Origin of the sequence: Parasegetibacter sp. NRK P23 (assembly GCF_023721715.1) — a bacterium.
In the GTDB taxonomy this organism is placed as follows: domain Bacteria; phylum Bacteroidota; class Bacteroidia; order Chitinophagales; family Chitinophagaceae; genus Parasegetibacter.
Genome location: NZ_JAMDLG010000001.1, coordinates 2252243 through 2269330 on the forward strand (window position 1 = coordinate 2252243; position 17088 = coordinate 2269330).

General features: G+C 47.8%; 12 protein-coding genes. 6 read left to right on the forward strand and 6 right to left on the reverse strand.

Annotation, left to right across the window (positions count from 1 at the left end):
• Positions 1 to 74: 74 nt before the first annotated feature.
• From M4J38_RS09160 to M4J38_RS09175, 4 genes are all read left to right on the forward strand, one after another.
• On the forward strand, positions 75 to 1094 hold the full coding sequence (locus M4J38_RS09160; protein WP_251759253.1) for an MlaD family protein: 1020 nt from the start codon (positions 75 to 77) through the stop codon (positions 1092 to 1094).
• A 3-nt stretch (positions 1095 to 1097) separates the two neighbouring features.
• Entirely contained in the window at positions 1098 to 2753 is a 1656-nt protein-coding gene (locus tag M4J38_RS09165; protein ID WP_251759254.1) for an OstA-like protein, read from the forward strand.
• Positions 2754 to 3041: 288 nt separating this feature from the next.
• Positions 3042 to 4214: a Na+/H+ antiporter NhaA gene (nhaA, locus tag M4J38_RS09170; protein WP_251759255.1), complete on the forward strand. Its 1173-nt coding sequence runs from the start codon at positions 3042 to 3044 to the stop codon at positions 4212 to 4214.
• A 66-nt stretch (positions 4215 to 4280) separates the two neighbouring features.
• The gene (locus tag M4J38_RS09175; protein ID WP_251759256.1) at positions 4281 to 4769 is read left to right on the forward strand and encodes a hypothetical protein; all 489 of its coding nucleotides are present in this window, start codon (positions 4281 to 4283) and stop codon (positions 4767 to 4769) included.
• A 68-nt stretch (positions 4770 to 4837) separates the two neighbouring features.
• Here the strand turns inward: M4J38_RS09175 and M4J38_RS09180 are convergent, their stop codons facing one another.
• From M4J38_RS09180 to M4J38_RS09190, 3 genes are read right to left on the reverse strand one after another with little or no spacing between them, the layout of a single operon-like run.
• Positions 4838 to 5587 (reverse strand): DUF4397 domain-containing protein, encoded by a 750-nt coding sequence (locus M4J38_RS09180; protein ID WP_251759257.1) that lies wholly within the window; start codon positions 5585 to 5587, stop codon positions 4838 to 4840.
• Positions 5588 to 5611: 24 nt separating this feature from the next.
• On the reverse strand, positions 5612 to 7234 hold the full coding sequence (locus M4J38_RS09185) for a SusD/RagB family nutrient-binding outer membrane lipoprotein (RefSeq protein ID WP_251759258.1): 1623 nt from the start codon (positions 7232 to 7234) through the stop codon (positions 5612 to 5614).
• 24 nt (positions 7235 to 7258) lie between these two features.
• A complete protein-coding gene (locus M4J38_RS09190; RefSeq protein ID WP_251759259.1) occupies positions 7259 to 10390 on the reverse strand; it encodes a SusC/RagA family TonB-linked outer membrane protein in 3132 nt (1043 codons plus the stop codon).
• 296 nt (positions 10391 to 10686) lie between these two features.
• Between M4J38_RS09190 and M4J38_RS09195 the strand changes: the two genes are divergently transcribed.
• Positions 10687 to 11343, forward strand: a complete 657-nt coding sequence (locus tag M4J38_RS09195) for an HAD family phosphatase (protein WP_251759260.1) — start codon at positions 10687 to 10689, stop codon at positions 11341 to 11343.
• On the opposite strand, the gene M4J38_RS09200 is transcribed toward M4J38_RS09195, so the two are convergent.
• Positions 11340 to 12740 (reverse strand): sialate O-acetylesterase, encoded by a 1401-nt coding sequence (locus M4J38_RS09200; protein WP_251759261.1) that lies wholly within the window; start codon positions 12738 to 12740, stop codon positions 11340 to 11342. The two genes, M4J38_RS09195 and M4J38_RS09200, sit on opposite strands and share 4 nt — an antisense overlap.
• 171 nt (positions 12741 to 12911) lie before the next feature.
• Complete coding sequence (locus M4J38_RS09205; protein ID WP_251759262.1) at positions 12912 to 13463, reverse strand: DUF1572 family protein; 552 nt, start codon at positions 13461 to 13463, stop codon at positions 12912 to 12914.
• 95 nt (positions 13464 to 13558) lie between these two features.
• Between M4J38_RS09205 and M4J38_RS09210 the strand changes: the two genes are divergently transcribed.
• A complete protein-coding gene (locus tag M4J38_RS09210) occupies positions 13559 to 14719 on the forward strand; it encodes an MFS transporter (RefSeq protein WP_251759263.1) in 1161 nt (386 codons plus the stop codon).
• Between the two features lie 51 nt (positions 14720 to 14770).
• Here the strand turns inward: M4J38_RS09210 and M4J38_RS09215 are convergent, their stop codons facing one another.
• Positions 14771 to 17068 carry a GH92 family glycosyl hydrolase gene (locus tag M4J38_RS09215; protein ID WP_251759264.1) on the reverse strand — a complete coding sequence of 766 codons (2298 nt, stop codon included), beginning with the start codon at positions 17066 to 17068 and terminating at the stop codon, positions 14771 to 14773.
• Positions 17069 to 17088: the final 20 nt, after the last annotated feature.

Below are 17088 nucleotides of genomic sequence, written 5' to 3' on the forward strand. Positions count from 1 at the left end.
TTAACTGCATTTTCACGGTCGTGCGGCACAATTTTTATACATTTGTTGCCATACAATAAGGAAAGCACTGACCCATGCGCATATCAAACGAAACCAAAATAGGTGTACTTACGGCCATCGGCATCGTGGTACTTATTCTTGGGTTTAATTTTCTGAAAGGCAATTCCCTTTTCGATAAAAAAACAAACTTTTACGTGGAGTTCCCCAACGTGGACGGACTGGCCCCTTCAAATCCCGTTATGATCAACGGTTTGCAGGTGGGTGCCGTTTCCACGATGCGCGAAAAAGATAAAAACGTGAGCGGCGTGGTAGTGGAGCTCCGTATGAGTAAAGAACTCCTCATTCCAAAAGATTCCAAAGCCACCATCAACCCCAGTCTGGGAGGCCTTGGCGTTACCACTATTTCTATCGCGCTGGGCACCTCTTCGGAATACCTTCAGAACGGCGACACCATCGGGATACACAACAAACCCGGTGTGGTGGAAGAACTGAAAAAGAACCTAGCCCCCACCCTCGAAAGGGTAAACAGTGTGATGGATTCGCTCAAACTAACTTTGGGCGGCATCAACCAAACACTCGATCCCGACGCGCAACAGAACATCAGGGCCACGATTGCGCACCTCGCCGCCAGTACCGCATCGCTACAACAACTGCTGAACGCGCAACAGGGTGCCCTCGCAAAATCACTCAACAATGTAGAGCGCTTTACCGGAACACTCGCCAACAACGAGCAGAAGATCAATAATGTGCTGGAGAACGTGGAAAAAACCACGGCAAAATTTTCTGAAATTGAACTGGAAAGCACCATAAGCGCTTTAAACAGTTCAGTAAACTCCCTGGATAGCGCCATGGCGAAACTCAATAATACGGAAGGCTCCGCGGGCCTGTTGCTGAACGACCAGCAGCTTTACCGTAACCTGGAGAATTCCACCAGAAGTCTGAACATATTGCTCGACGACCTGAGGATGAACCCCAAAAGGTATGTAAGCTTCTCCGTATTCGGCAGAAAGGAAAAATCCGGTCCGCTAACGAAGCCCGCCCCCATTGATCGTGACACCATAACGGTAAAAGGAGATACCGTGATCGTTAAATAAAAGATGAAATATTTTACCTGGTCATTCATTGTGGTACTGGGCTCCTGGATGTGGGGCAGCCAGGACAATACAAAAGCAATACAACATCTGCACTTCGCTCCCGTGCAGGATACGATGAAGCATATTGAACTGCGTTCGTTCGACAGGCTGGGTTATCGTGCAGACAATGACTCGAGCAAGTTCCGTACCGTTGTGGGCCACGTAAAAGCGTTGCACGAAGGCACCTGGTTCTTCTGCGACAGCGCCATCTACAATATTAAGGAACGTAAGCTGGAAGCCTTCGGCAATATCCATATCAACGACGGCGATTCCATTCATACTTATGGTGATTACCTGCGTTACCACGCGGACAGAAGATATGCTTACCTGCAGAAAAATGTGCGTCTTACCGACGGCAAAGCCGTGCTTACCACCAATGAACTGGAATACGATGTAGCGCTGAAGATCGGCATTTATAAGAACGGCGGAAAAGTGGTCAACGGAAAGTCGGTGCTTACCAGTGAAGAAGCCTACTATTATTCGGACATCAAAGATGCCTATTTCAAAAGGAATGTGGTGCTGAACGACCCGCAGTACAACCTTAAAGCGGATTCACTGCTGTACAACCTCACCACCGAAACGGCAAGGTTCATCACCAAAACCACGATCATCGACAGCAGTAAAAGAAAAATCACCACCAGTGAAGGTTATTACGACCTTAAAAACGGCGCGGCGCAGTTCGGTCTTAATCCAGTGATTGAAGACGGCGCAGTTACCGTTACCGGTAACAAGATTGCTTTTGATGAAAAAACAGGTATCAGTCAGGCTGAAGGAAACGCCGTACTGATCGACACCGCACAAGGTATTACCATCCTCGCCAACCAATTGTTCAGCAACAGAAACTCCGGTGCCTTACTGGCCACCAAAAAGCCATTGCTGATCATCAAGCAGAAAACAGATTCGATTTATGTTGCCGCCGACACTTTGTTCTCCGGGAAACTGTCGGACCTCGCCACGCTCCGCGACAGCACCAATGCAGATACCCTGAAAGGACTCACCGTTGTAAATACCGAATCACTGAAAGACAAAAAAGACACCGCCGCTTCGGATACTGCTTCCCGTTATTTTGAAGCGTATCGGAATGTGCGCATCTTCTCAGATTCCCTGCAGGCTGTTTGCGATAGTCTGTTTTACTCCGGAAAAGATTCTATTTTCCGCATGTTCCGCGACCCGGTGGCCTGGGCCAACAAAACGCAGATATCCGGTGATACGATGTACCTGTATACGTTGAACAAACAACCCCTCCGCGCTTACGTGTTCAACAATGCCATCGCGGTGAACGAAACGGCGAAAGAACTGTACAACCAGATCAAAGGGTTTACCATCAACGCTTATTTTATCAACGGGAACATTGATTATATAAGAGCGAAAGGAGAAGCGGAAAGCATTTATTATGTGATGGACGACGACAGCGCTTATGTGGGCACCAACCGGATGACCGCGGATGCGATAGATATGCGTTTTGACTCTACGAAGGAGTTGAGTCAGATCGCGTTCATCAATCAGCCAAAGGGGACGCAAACGCCTATTAAGCAGGTGAACGTGGCGGAGATGCGGCTGCGGGGTTTCCGGTGGCTGGAAGCGAGGAGGCCTAAAACGAAGTATGAGTTGTTTGAGTAGGGGGAGTGGGTGGTTGTGGAGGAAGGATTTGTTGGTTGGCTGAGGGGTTGGTGGTTGAGTGGGGAGTTGGTTTTGAGTGGGGAATTTGTTGGGAGGGCGGGATTTGTTGTTGAGTGGGGAGCTGGTTAGTTGGCTGGGGAGTTGATTGATGGGGAAGAATTGGTTTGTTGGCTGAGCGGCTGGTTGGGAGAGCGGCTGGTTGGGTAGAGGTAGTTGAGGGGAGATCGCTTCGGCCCTGCGGGCCTCGCGATGGGGGGCACAAGGTATTTAGACTAAATAAGATATTTCATGAGCAAAGTTCGACACATTATCCGTTCACGTTTCATTAATCCGATACTCGAGTTTATACACGATAGCCGTGCCGTGGGCATTACGCTGTTTGTATGTACGATTATATCGATGGTGCTGGCCAATACAGGCGCCGCGGAAAGGTACATCGGTTTCTGGAACATGGAACTGCATGCGCCGGAAATACTGCACCTCCCCCACTCCCTGCTCCACTGGATCAACGATCTGTTGATGGCCGCCTTCTTTTTCCTGGTAGGCATGGAGATTAAGCGGGAATTGTTGGCAGGAGAACTTAGTTCCTTTAAAAAATCCATTATGCCCATCGCCGCCGCCATAGGCGGGATGCTGGCTCCTGCGGGGATATTTCTACTCTTCAATGCAGGCACAGGGTTTCAGCACGGCTGGGGCATCCCGATGGCCACCGATATTGCGTTTTCACTGGGTGTAGCCAGTTTACTGGGCAAGAAAGTGCCCTTTTCCCTGAAGGTTTTCCTGATGGCCCTGGCCATCATCGATGATCTCGGGGCCATATTGGTCATCGCACTGTTCTACGGTGGGGATGTGCAGGTGAAGTTTCTGCTGGCCGGGGCGGCCATTTGTGTGGCGCTTTTCATCCTTGGAAAAACTAAAATGAAGTTCAACTTCATCCACATCATACTGGGACTGCTGCTTTGGTATGTGGTGTTCCGTTCCGGTATCCACGCTACTATTGCGGGGGTGGTATTCGCGCTTTTCGTCCCGTTAAAGGACCTTTCCAACTTTATACACCGCTTACACGATCCTGTCAATTTTCTCATACTACCCATTTTCGCGTTGGCCAATACGGCCATTCCTATCCCGAGCGATTTTGCCGGAGCGATCAGCACCAGCCTGAGCTGGGGCATCATTGCCGGCCTTGTGATCGGGAAACCGCTGGGCATCACTTTCATGAGCTGGCTCACGGTAAAACTGAGACTGGGTGAGAAACCTAAAGGCAGTACCTGGTTCCAGCTTGGGGGCATCGGCGCCCTGGCGGGCATCGGCTTTACCATGTCCATCTTCATCTCCATGCTGGCGTTCCGTGAAGTGGAAAACCAGGACATCTCGAAGATCGCGACACTGATCGCTTCCCTGGCCGCGGTGTTCATCGGCTACCTGTGGCTGAACTTCCCGGGGAAGAAAAACCCCAATTAACAACAATTTAGCGGCTCTGGAACAATGACGGCACAGGTTTGGTTGTTAATCCCGAAACAACCTTTTATGAACCCATGTATCCGGTTATGCGTGGCGGTTACTTTGTGCATCGCCACTTCCGGCTCCGCCAAAGCCCAGGATTACAAAACCGCCATAGGCGTAAGGCTGAGCCCCACGGCCCCCACCATCAACAACTCTCTTTCTTTCAAGCATTTCATCTCCAAAGACGGCGCCATCGAAGGACTGATTTCCTTAGGTAATCCCTATGGCATAGGCGCTTTATACGAAATCCACCAGCCGCTGGCCGCGGAGGGATTGCAATGGTATTTCGGCGGCGGCGGTTATGTAGGCTCCTTTGAAAAACGTGCCCGCGTTGGCGCCGCAGGTGTAGTGGGACTGGACTATGTTTTTCCAACGGCGCCGATCAATATTTCCCTGGACTGGAAACCGGAACTGAATATGGTTCCCGAATTGTTTTTTGAACCGGCGGCGTTTGGGTTTACGGTAAGGTTCGTGTTGGGGAAAGGAAAGAATGCGGTGAGTACGGGAGAATAAAAAAGGACCGCCGGGGCGGTCCTTTGGGGGGATTAATATTTCATCGGAAAACATAAACTAAATACCGGTTAATAATCCGTAACAGACGAAACACCTCTCGCTGTGGCGCCAGTACCTGTAACAGTATAAACACCCCGGAAAACAAGCGTATAGCTACGCTTAGGAGTAGTTGAATAACCATTTAACTTAACAAGCGTATCAGTTGCACCGGCTGGGAGAATAGCCAGCGTGTCAGATGTGAGTGAGGGGTAAGAGATGTATCCGGTAACATCATTCAATGCAACATTGGTAAATATCAATTGTTTTCTGTTGAAAGAGTAAACATCGATTGCGGGAGCAGGCGTGGCCCTTCTGAAGCTGAAATTTGCAAACCTGAGCCTGGATGTTGTGTCAGATGGGATCACAATATCGTTAACGACCAGCTTATTTTTCATTGCGGTAACAGTATCGTACAGAAAGATCGAATATGACTTTCCTGCTTCAGCTGTCAGCGCAATATTTTGAACAGGCTGGGTAGAAGTTGCACTAGAATCCTTTATCACAAGAGATTTCTGACCGGGGGATACAACAAAGCCGGTATTTGCCGCTGATGTAGGCCAGGTGGAGTTATAGGTGAACACCGTCCGTAAGGTAAGTATATCATTAATAATTAACTGATTTCTTGCGGAAGAAACCGAAGCATTAAAGATTTTAATGGTGGCTGAATCCGAAAGTTCATCCAACATAGGTGTGTTTTCCTTGAACTCTTTCGTACAGGAAAGCAGCAAACCAAATGCTAACACCAGAGATGCAAATGGAACAAATCTTTTACTAGACATTATATAATTTTTTGACGTTTAAAATTAGGGTTCAGAAAACCACATTTTTTTGGTGTGGTAATTTAAATCTAAACCTCCGACCTTCTGAAGCGCCTCAATATTATACAGGTACTCAGAGTTATAACGTGGCCTGGCGCGGTAAACAGGTTCTCCAAGGTTGTTGACATAAAACGTGGAGGGAAGTTCAAAACCAGTGTACACCTGTCTGGCAGTGCCTTCTTCAGTATCTGTATAATTATACCGTCTCATATCCACCCAGGTTTCAATTACTCCATAACCATACATTGCTATATATTTCTGCATCATGATATGGGAAAGATTAAAGTCGGCAACGGCCGGCACAATTGTCGGTTCATTCAAATAATCACTTATCATGGAAGGCGTCAACAACTTATCTGAAGGAACATTCGTTGCAAAATCAGTGGCCAGCATATTCATGCTTAATTCAATTCCTCTTTCATAAGCGACAAGTGCAGCCGCTTTCTCCGATTTGTGATAGAGCGCTTCAGCTTTCATAAACTGTACTTCCGCTGCAGTAATAATAGGGTAAAGCGGGCCATTTCTGAAAACATATTTCGCACGACTATCATTCGCGGGCGCCACAGTGGAATCAAAGCGTTGTCCCCAGAAACCATTCGGACGATCGTTTACGGCAAGGGATGTAGCAGACTGGGCAATTCTAAGTCCGGTGAACGTTCCATTGGGATTGGATTGCAATATGTACCAGGCCCGCGGATCCATTACGCCATTAAACGTTTCGTTCTGACCGGTCATCAGGTTTGCTACAAAATCTGTTTGCCGCTGCGCCCCGAAATTAGACCGCTGAGGTCCCCAGAAATGATAGGTGCCCACTGGTCCTGCATTGGTAAAGCGGGCGTATGCGTTGTCAACATTATCATTAATAGCCAGATCGCAATACTTGATGACAGAATCGGGTTTATAATCAGCTTTATTCGACATGTGGTTGAAAGAACGTGCGAGAACGGCATATACAAACTTTTTCCATTTCTCCACATCGCCCTGGTAGAAAAGTTTGTCGCCGATCGCAAGATTTTCTTTGCTGACATTACCATCGGTTCTGTTTAAATTTTCAAGTGCAAGATGGGCAACCCTTCTCACCTCCGCATAAATCTCTTCTTGCGAATCATAATTGAATACACGCTGACTGGTATTAAACGCTTCCTTTAGAATCGCTTCGCCGTATACACTTGTAAGTGTAAGCCAACCCCATGCCCTGATTGCATGTGCCACCCCTACATAATCCCATTTTTCCTGCTCCGTTCCCCACTCTACCACCCGGTTCAGGTTTTGCCCCTGACCGTAATAATGCATGGCCCAAACACTGCCCAACAAATCACTGTTTCCAATAGCACCTCCCATAAGGTCATACTGGTTATTAGCGGTATTGGTTGTCCAGAACTGAATGTATTTACCAAAGTACAAACCATCATTGGTTGTACCGTAATTTGTTCCGGCAGCTGGCGTATAACTACAGGTCATATTATCGATTAAACCAGGCAGAAGTTGTTCAATCGGCTTAACGGTTTCCGCATTGGGATTAAGATAAGCTTCATCGATTTTTTTTGAACACCCAACCGCCGCCATAACGGCAATTGCAGGAAGTAACCATTTATTATGAATTCTCATTTTCATCGTTTTGCTGATTAATTATTAGAAAGAAGCACGTAATCCAAAGTTTATGCTAACCGGAGCAGCCACTGTTGAATAATCAAAACCAAAAGACCCAACTCCCCGCGTACCTGCACTATTCCCACTTACACTTGGATCAGCACCGGTGTAGTTTGTAATCAGCACCAGGTCATTTGCGGTGCAGAAAATACCGAGGTTTTTAATCCCTTTGATCTTTCCTGTGATAGATTCAGGAACAGTGTAACTTAATGTAACGTCCCTCAACCTGAACCAGTTAACATCCTTTTCAATAAACAGCGCATCCGGCATGTTTGCCCCATAATAATTAAAGTTGTATCCGGGTATTATCTGGATGGTATTTTTGGTGGGATTGGCAGTCTCTTCCAATCCGTCGCGAAGCACACCTTCTACAATTCTTGGCGTATAACGGTCTTCGGTAATCGGGTGCCTTCCAATAGCCGTAAGGTATTTCGCAGTGCCATTGAAAATATCACCACCCAACTTAAGATCCCATAAGAAATTAAAGCTCCAGTTCTTATAGCGGAACTGGTTGTTCCAACCCAATCTGATATCCGGATTACGATCACCAACTACGCTATACACTGTATTTACCAGTGGAAGTCCGGTGGCTGGATCTATCAAAATATCTCCCTTGGCATTTGTAAGATAGTTTGCGGAAGTAATGGATGTGGTTGGAGAATTTAAACTTATGCCACCTCTTGTATTGTTGTAAACCCATGTATCCGCAATGTAATATTCCAGTACGTTAGCGGGCATTTCAATAACACGCCCCCACATCCTGTTCATGTTAAACTGTGTTCTGTAGGAAAAGTCATTCTTTTTAACCACATCAATACCTATCACCGCTTCAACCCCCTGGTTCCTGGTGCTACCGGCATTTTGCGTATTTAAAACATATCCGGTTCCGTAACTGAGGCGGAAACTTTCTATGATCTGAGACTTGGTAAGCGTGTTGTAATAGGCAAGATCGAAAGTGAGCCGGCTGTTGAACATTCTGACTTCTGTTCCCACCTCAAAGGTGCTTTGTCTTTCAGGTTCAAGATTAGGGTTATTGTTCGTAAATCCATATTGATAGCCACCACCGCTGGATGAAACGTCCGCGAATATAGATTGTGTGCTATAAGGAAGATTGAGCCGGGCCGTTCCAGCAAGCGACCCACGAAGTTTTACAAAATCAACTTTTCCAGCTGACATGCCAGGCACAATATCACTTAATATCACGCTAAGACTTGCACCAGGGTAATTGTAATTTCTATTTTGGGAAGGCAGCGTGGAAGCCTGCTCAAAACGCTGGGAAGCTGTCAGGTATACAAGGTCCTTGTAACTCAGCATCGCCTCGCCGAAATAGGCGATTTGCCTGAGTTGGGAAAGGTTGTATTCTCCGATTTTATTCCTGAGCAAACGATCTCTCGTATTTGGAGCCGTATTACTGCTGTCGGTCCTGTTCGGATCAGTTAAATTGTTTCCGGTAACCGCATACATACTTGTTTCATAATCCTGCCACATTGTTCCAACCATCAAGCGGCCAGAAAAATTTTTGTTGAATTTCTTTTTTGCAGTAGCCGTAATCGTATGGTTATATCCTTTGTACTTTCTCCACCAGTTGTCCTGAATACCGTTCACACTGGCTGAGATGTAATAAGACTGCGGGTGGTATTGAAGATAACCATAGGTATTGTAGGTTTCGTAGCCAAACCTTCCTGAAACAGATAACCACGGATAAGGATTAATATTGATCCCCACTGAAGCGTTGTACCTGTCCGTTTCATCATAACTTTTGTTTTTGTACACATTGAAAAGTGGGTTATCGTAATCGGCGTTCGGGTTAGCATTGAAAACAGGCACTTTACCACCTGACTCATCTTCATAGTCACGGATATCGACTGTATTAGGCCAGCTTAGCAAGCTGATCATGAAGCCGCCTGTGCTTCGAATTACTTTTCTGTTGTTGCTGCCTATATAAGAAACAGTAGGCGTAATGTCTACGTATTTGCCGATTTTAGTAGTATTGGATACTCTTATATTGTTTCTTCTATAGGTATTGTTAGGAACCATACCATCCTGATCAAAGAAAGAACCTGAAACCCTGAAAATCGATTTTTTGATTCCAAAGTCCAATCCCAGGTTATGAGTTTGTGAGAACCCGTTTTTAAAGAAATAGTTCTTATTATCGAACAGCACCGTTCCTTCAGGGTATTCTGGTCCAAAATAACGCCAAACATTACTTGGAACACCATTTTCTCCGTTTTCATACTTATCAATCGTTTCAGGGAAACGTGTAATTTTCTGTAGCCTGAAACTGTTGTCGTACTGAACGGCCAGTTTATTGGATTTGCCTTTTTTTGTAGTGATTACAATAGCTCCGGAACTTGCCTGGCTTCCGTATAAGGCAGTCGCCTCTGGTCCCTTAAGTACAGTGATACTTTCAATATCATTCGGGTTTATATCCGCCATACGGTTGATATAATCGTTTTTCTGATTATTGGTTGAGGTCAATCCTGCGCCACGCTGAACAATACCTATTGATGCTCCTCCTTTAGAGTCCTCATCTACTGATTGGTTGTCAAGAATAACGCCATCCACCACATACAAAGGTTCATTACTTAGAGAAAGAGAGTTAAAGCCTCGCAGCACGAGGGAAGACGAGGCTCCTGCCGCTCCCGAGGTAGGGTTTACTGTAAGGCCCGCAACCCGCCCCTGTAAGCTATTCAGAAAATTTTCCCGTTGAGTTTCTTTTACATCATCCCCATCAACGGTCTGCGTAGCGAACCCAAGTTCGCGTTTGCTTCTCTTAATATCCATTGCCGTCACAACCACTTCTCCCAGGTTTGCTCCAGCAGGCTTCAGCACTATAGAAAACGCTGAGCGGTCACCCACTCTGGCTTCCTGAGGTTGAAATCCTACATAAGAAAATTCAAGTACATCTGTACTGTTCACCCGGAGACTGAACTTACCTTCAGCTCCGGTTTGAGTAGCACGTGAACTTTTCTTGATTCGCACTGTCACTCCTTCTAATGGAGTTCCCAGGTCATCAAGTACGGTTCCTGTTACCACCTTTTCCTGCGCAAAAACGCAGTTTGCCATAAATAATAGGAAAATGCCCAGCAAGAGGCTTAGTTTAGGTAATCGCATAAGTCAGTCGTTTGTACCCGTAAAATAAGTAAAATATTGCAACTAACAGTTTTTATATGCGTTTTTTTGCCGTTTTTTGCAAGAGTAGGGACGAATACCTGCGGACACATGTGAAAACGGGCTGTATCTTAATTGATACAGCTTTTTTTTATATGCCATTTATTCTTAGGTGAAAAACGCCATTATTATTCAGTGTTTTTCTGCCTAACGTCTCCGTATTTAACTATAGAAAAACACCATCAGCCACCAACTCAACTTCTACCGCTTTACCTTTGCCCCGAATCAAAACACAACAGATGAACAAAGCGTTTCTTTTTGACCTGAACGGAACCATCATAGACGACATGGCTTATCATTCCAAAAGCTGGTTTGATATCCTCAACAACGACCTCGCGGCAGGATTAACAAAAGCCCAGGTAGATAAAGAGATGTATGGAAAAAACAGCGAACTGCTGGAACGTATTTTCGGTAAAGAAGCGTTCACGCCACAAGAGATCGATCACTGGTCCGTTGAAAAAGAAAAACGTTACCAGACGGCTTACCGGGAACACATGAAACTGATCAACGGATTGGATTCCTTCCTTGAAAGTGCACACAAGAAAGGAATACCCATGGCGATAGGTTCCGCGGCCATCCCCTTCAACATCAGTTTTATCCTGGATGGACTGGACCTGCACAAATACTTCCCGGTTATCGTGAGCGCGGATGATGTGGTACTGAGTAAACCGGATCCGGAAACATTTCTGAAAGGTGCTGCGCAACTTAATATTGATCCTGCGCATTGTATTGTGTTCGAAGATGCGCCCAAAGGCGTTGAGGCGGCCGCCAACGCCGGCATGAAAGCAGTGGTGATCACAACGATGCATACCGCGGAGGAATTCAGCAAGTACGATAACATTATCGGCTTCATTGAAGATTATACCGATCCGTTACTGGAACAATTACTGCACTAACGCAGTTCCCAGGTATCCGTACGGAATGGTGAAACGGGAAGCCCGTTGCTGTTGAACAGGTTGGGTATGGAAGTATCGGTGAATCCAAAACGGACAGCCACCGGGTTTGGCACTTTATCGCTGGTGACGAGCAATGTATTTTTATCCACTACTCCCTTCGCGGGGTAGAATACCCCATCGGCTCCTGCAAGGAAAAGATCGGTCACTTCAGTGCCCTTCACCACAAGAGCGCCGTTGAGGTATTTGAAGTGAATGCGCATGCGGTTCTTCTCGATTTTAAAATAGTCGAAAACAGGACTTTTGTAGTCGATCAGTTTGCGCTGGTACATTTCCGCCAGCGCGATAGCTGCCAGGCGATCTCCCACTTCTTTTTTGAGACGGGGATGAATGTCTTTTACATTGTCTGTAATATCAGTTACCACTACCATTGCGGTGGAAGGCAGGGAAAGTGTTTTTTGTTGTTGCTCACGCAACAGGGCCGCCGATTGCGCGCTTCCCGAATTGTAGGTATAGGGTGCGATCTGGACAAAGTAAAATGGAAACTCATAGCCCCATGCCTGTCGCCAGGCCTGGATCATGCCGGAAAAGAGCAGGTGGTAGCCCTGCCAGGTGCCAACATTCGATTCGCCCTGGTACCAGCAGGCGCCGGCGATCTTATACCCTACCAGGGGATGGATCATCGCGTTCCAAAGTACACCCGGCGCAACGGGCCAGTGTATACTATACTTTTGCTGCGCAGCGAACCCTTTCAGAAAAGGGCTTTCCGTTACCACGGCCTCCGGTGTCCAAACCTCCGCGGGCGTGCCGCCCCAACTGGCGTTGATCACGCCAATGGGGACGTTAAGTTCGTTCTGAAGTCTTTTGGCCAGAAAGTACGCCACAGCGCTGAAGGATTTCGCATCTTCAGGATTGCAGACCTTCCAGGTATCCCGCAGGTCTTCCTGCGGATGCTCCGCTCCTTTTTTCTGCACATGCATCAACCGGATGTTCTTATTGGTAGCATTGGGCAACTCCGCTTCCATTTGTGGTAACCCATTGTAAACATTCCATTCCATATTCGATTGGCCGGAACAAAGCCATACTTCGCCGATCAACACATCTTTTAGCACCAGCTTTTCATAGCGGGTCATCACGTGCAGCTCATAAGGTCCGCCCGCTTCCGGCGTAGAAAGTTTCAACTCCCAACGGGCATTCTCCTTCGACTGAACCGTAACCGTGTCTTTCAACCAGGACGCGGTTACGCGCACCGTTTCATTGGGCTGACTCCAACCCCATACCGATACAACACTATTCCGTTGCAAAACCATGTGGTCAGAGAAAATACCGGGAAGGCGCAACAACGCAAAAACATCAGATACCAGGAAGAAAAGGAAGGCAAAAAGCAAGCATCGTTTCATGGAGATCAATTTTTAAAAATCAACGCGTATGCTAACTGGTTATAAAAGGATACGCATGTCAGGATCGGAATTTACAAAATTTCGCACACGAAATCCATTATTCATGTTTGGGAAGAATACATGGATAAAAAAGTATCAGAACGGCACTTTGTATTCAATGATCACAAAGTTTCATGCCTTATCCGTAAAATGTTTCCTGGTTTTATCCTGAGAGAACTTTTGCTGGTTAAATTGCGCGGACTGGTTAGGAGGAATTGAAAGGTATTGCCAGCTTTCCCCTTTTATCATCTTCCCGATGTACAGGATTTGCCCTACGTGGCTGGCGTAATGCGCAAGTTGCCTGTTCACGGCCTCGATTACCGTGTGCCCCTCGTTGCGGATATACACCACCTTCTCGAGATCGTCCTGTTTCAATAAAGACAGGGTTTCCAGGAGTACGGCCCAGCCTTTTTCCCAATGTTCCAGTAATGCCGTGCGCGCACCCGGTTCAGCGGAAAACTCCGCGTCGCGGTCCCGCCAGTCTTTTTCTCCGTCGGAAACCAGGAAATCGGTAAAACGACTCAGCATGTTGCCGGCCATATGCCGCACGATCGTGGCGATAGAATTACTTTGAAGATTGTATTGCCAGAACAGTTCCTGTTCTTCTAATTGGGCCATGGTTTTATCGGCCTGCTCCTTATAATAACGGAACAATTTGATGGTGCTTTGAAGATAACTTTCCATGGCTTAAAGATACGGCAACCATCGTTTCGGTGATTTTTTGGTAGTTTTGCGCCAACGATTTGCTGCCATTTTTTAGCGCAGAAAACAGTAGCAGCATGAATTTTTCCCTTTCTTTCACCACACAACGCTATTTCAGGGTTGGCGTTAGCACGTTCTTCTTTTTGCAGGGACTCGTCTTTTCCACCTGGGCCAGCCGTATCCCCGATATTAAGAACGCACTCCATCTTTCCGACGGGGGACTGGGCGGGGTATTGTTTGCCCTCCCATTGGGACAACTCACCGCCATGGGGCTTTCCGGCTACCTGGTGAGTCGTTTCAGCAGTAAAAAAACACTGACCACCGCGGCAATGCTGTATCCAGCCGTGCTGGTAGCGCTGGGCACGGTAACGCAGGTATGGCAACTTACGCTGGGACTGTTCATTTTCGGGATGTGCGGCAACCTCTGCAACATCAGCGTAAACACACAAGGTGTAGGTGTTGAAAGGATTTACCGCCGCAGCATCATGGCTTCTTTCCACGGTTTGTGGAGCCTGGCCGGCTTCACCGGTGGTGTGATCAGCAGCTTTATGGTGGCCGACCACATTTCACCTTTCAGGCATTTCTGCATCATCTACCTCATTACGCTTGTATTGCTTGCTGTGGCACACAAATACATTCTCCCACGCGATGCGGCCAGTGCCGGAAGCGCCAAACGAAAGATATTCGTGAAGCCCGATAAAAAGATTTTCACCCTCGGCATGATCGCTTTCGCCAGCATGATCTGTGAAGGAACCATGTTCGACTGGAGCGGTATTTATTTTGAAAAAGTGGTGAACGCGCCTACTGAGATCACCCGGCTCGGATATGTCGCATTCATGACCACCATGGCCGGAGGCCGTTTCGCCGCCGATTTTCTGGTGACCCGCTTTGGCAACACACGCATCCTTCAGATGAGCGGCCTGCTTATTCTGGCGGGCATGGGACTGGCTGTGGCCATCCCCACTATTTTTGCGGCTACCTGTGGCTTCCTCCTGGTAGGACTGGGAACATCTTCCGTAGTACCGCTGGCCTATAGCCAGGCCGGCAAATCCACCACCATGCTTCCAGGTGTGGCTCTTGCGGCTGTATCCTCCATAGGGTTCCTGGGTTTCCTGATCGGACCACCCATTATCGGGTTCATCGCTGAAGTCGCCAGTTTAAGATGGTCTTTTATTACGGTGGCGATACTTGGTCTCGGCACAACGGTATTGGGAAGAAGATTGGCAGAGAAGCAATAAAAAAGCCCCTCCGTTGCGAAGGGGCCCATTCAAAATTCGACTCAACCTGTTCTACTTATCCAAACTCATGGAGTACGGCCAGGCCGATTGTACCGCACCTCTGTCTTTTTTAGGAGAAGCGCCCATCTGGAAACGGAGGTTACCGCCTTTCATCAGCTCAAAATGATCAAGCCAGTTCTTTGTGTACGTGGCACCATTCAGTTTCAGGTCCTGTACATAGATCGCTTTGTCTGAATTGCCGGGCGCCTCAATCACCAGTTTTTTCCCGGCTTCCGGCTGAAGCGTAATTTTGGGGAAAAGCGGCGCGCCCAATACATACTGCGTGGTACCCGGGCAAACAGGATAGAAGCCCATCGCGGAGAACACGTACCAGGCCGAGGTCTGGCCATTGTCTTCATCACCGCAATAGCCATCGGGATTGGGGTTGTACAATTTGTTCATCGCCTCGCGCACCCAGTATTGTGTTTTCCAGGGTGCGGAAGTGTAGTTATAAAGGTAGATCATGTGCTGGATGGGCTGGTTGCCATGCGCGTACTGCCCCATGTTCATGATCTGCATTTCACGGATCTCGTGGATCGTGCCGCCATAGTAAGAATCGTCGAATACGGGAGGCATATTGAATACCGAATCCAGCATGCCGATGAAAGATTTATCGCCACCCATGAGTTGCTTCAATCCTTCAATATCCTGAAAAACGGACCAACTGTAGTGCCAGGAGTTCCCTTCCGTAAACGCGTCACCCCATTTGAACGGGTTGAAGGGCGACTGGAACTTCCCATCCTTGTTCTTTCCACGCATCAGTTTGGATTCGGGATCGAACAGGTTCTTATAGTTCATCGCACGTTTCTTATACAGATCAATCTCCGCCTGCGGACGCTTCAACGCTTTAGCTAGTTGCCAGATGGTGAAATCATCGTAAGCGTATTCCAGCGTACGTGCCGCGTTCTCGTTGATCTTCACATCGTAGGGAACGTATCCGAGTTCGTTGTAATACTGTACGCCTTTTCTGCCAACCGCCGTCATCGGCCCTTCATTGTTGGCACCGTTCTGCAGGGCTTCGTACAGTTTTTCAATATCGTATCCTCTCAGTCCTTTCATGTAAGCATCTGAAACCACGGAAGCGGAGTTGTTGCCGATCATGATGTTGCGGAAACCGGGCGCGGACCATTCGGGCAGGAACCCGCCTTCTTTGTACGCGTTCAGCAAACCTTCCTGCATCTCTTTGTTGATGGCCGGATACATGAGGTTAAGGAAAGGATACAACGCGCGGAAGGTATCCCAGAAACCGGTTCCGGAGAACATGTAGCCAGGAAGTATCTTACCATTGTACGGACTATAATGCACCGGCTTCCCGTTCGCATCTATCTCATACATTCTTTGCGGGAACTGAAGCGTGCGGTAGAGGCAGGAATAGAAAGTACGTGTCTGATCCACGGTACCGCCTTCTACCAGCAACCTGTTCATCTGTTTGTTCCAGGCTTGTTTGGCGGAAGCCATAACCGTTTCAAAAGATGCCTTTCCGATTTCGGTGGAAAGGTTGCGCTGCGCCTGTTCCAGGCTGATGAAGGAAGATGCGACCTGCACCAGTACAGGTGCATTTTTTACCGTTTTGAAACCAACAATGGCACCGGCATGGTGCGCGTTTATCTCCAATGTATCTTTGGCAAGGTTCTGTCCGCGCCAGGCATGCGCCACGGTAAAAGGCCTGTCGAACTGAACCACGAACCAGTTTTTAAAATCTTTCGTCACACCACCACTGTTGCGGGTGGAGTACCCGATGATCTTTCTTTCTGAAGGAATGATCTTCACATAAGAACCGCGGTCGAATGCGTCAAGTACGAGGAAAGAACTGTCTGTTGTGGGATAGCTGAAACGAAAGCTGGCCGCTCTTTCCGTGGGCGTGAACTCGGCGGTCACATCGTGGTCGGCGAGGTACACTTTGTAATAATAAGGTTTTGCCGTTTCAGCTTTGTGGGAGAACCAACTGGCACGTTGCTCCTGGTCGAATTTCATGGAGCCGGTAACGGGCATCAGGCTGAACTGACCGTGGTCGTTCATCCAGGGGGAAGGCTGGTGGGTTTGTTTGAATCCCCTGATTTTATCGGCATCGTAGGTATATGCCCATCCATCTCCGTTCCGGCCCGTTTGGGGCATCCAGAAGTTCATGCCCCAGGGAACGGCGATGGCCGGATAGGTGTTCCCGTTAGACAAACTCACTTTCGACTGTGTTCCCATCAATGGATTCACCCACTCAACGGGGTCGGTCACAGACAATACTTTTTGCGCTTTCGCCTGAGGTCCGGCCAGCGTGGCCGCCATCAATACTACCGCGAGGTGCTTAGGCTTCATCAGTTGTTGTTCCTTTTATC

Bases quoted from the DNA above. Each gene is read 5' to 3' on its own strand.
- M4J38_RS09160 (WP_251759253.1), top strand. From the start codon at position 75: ATGCGCATATCAAACGAAACCAAAATAGGTGTACTTACGGCCATCGGC.
- M4J38_RS09165 (WP_251759254.1), top strand. From the start codon at position 1,098: ATGAAATATTTTACCTGGTCATTCATTGTGGTACTGGGCTCCTGGATG.
- nhaA (WP_251759255.1), top strand. From the start codon at position 3,042: ATGAGCAAAGTTCGACACATTATCCGTTCACGTTTCATTAATCCGATA.
- M4J38_RS09175 (WP_251759256.1), top strand. From the start codon at position 4,281: ATGAACCCATGTATCCGGTTATGCGTGGCGGTTACTTTGTGCATCGCC.
- M4J38_RS09180 (WP_251759257.1), bottom strand. From the start codon at position 5,587: ATGTCTAGTAAAAGATTTGTTCCATTTGCATCTCTGGTGTTAGCATTT.
- M4J38_RS09185 (WP_251759258.1), bottom strand. From the start codon at position 7,234: ATGAGAATTCATAATAAATGGTTACTTCCTGCAATTGCCGTTATGGCG.
- M4J38_RS09190 (WP_251759259.1), bottom strand. From the start codon at position 10,390: ATGCGATTACCTAAACTAAGCCTCTTGCTGGGCATTTTCCTATTATTT.
- M4J38_RS09195 (WP_251759260.1), top strand. From the start codon at position 10,687: ATGAACAAAGCGTTTCTTTTTGACCTGAACGGAACCATCATAGACGAC.
- M4J38_RS09200 (WP_251759261.1), bottom strand. From the start codon at position 12,740: ATGAAACGATGCTTGCTTTTTGCCTTCCTTTTCTTCCTGGTATCTGAT.
- M4J38_RS09205 (WP_251759262.1), bottom strand. From the start codon at position 13,463: ATGGAAAGTTATCTTCAAAGCACCATCAAATTGTTCCGTTATTATAAG.
- M4J38_RS09210 (WP_251759263.1), top strand. From the start codon at position 13,559: ATGAATTTTTCCCTTTCTTTCACCACACAACGCTATTTCAGGGTTGGC.
- M4J38_RS09215 (WP_251759264.1), bottom strand. From the start codon at position 17,068: ATGAAGCCTAAGCACCTCGCGGTAGTATTGATGGCGGCCACGCTGGCC.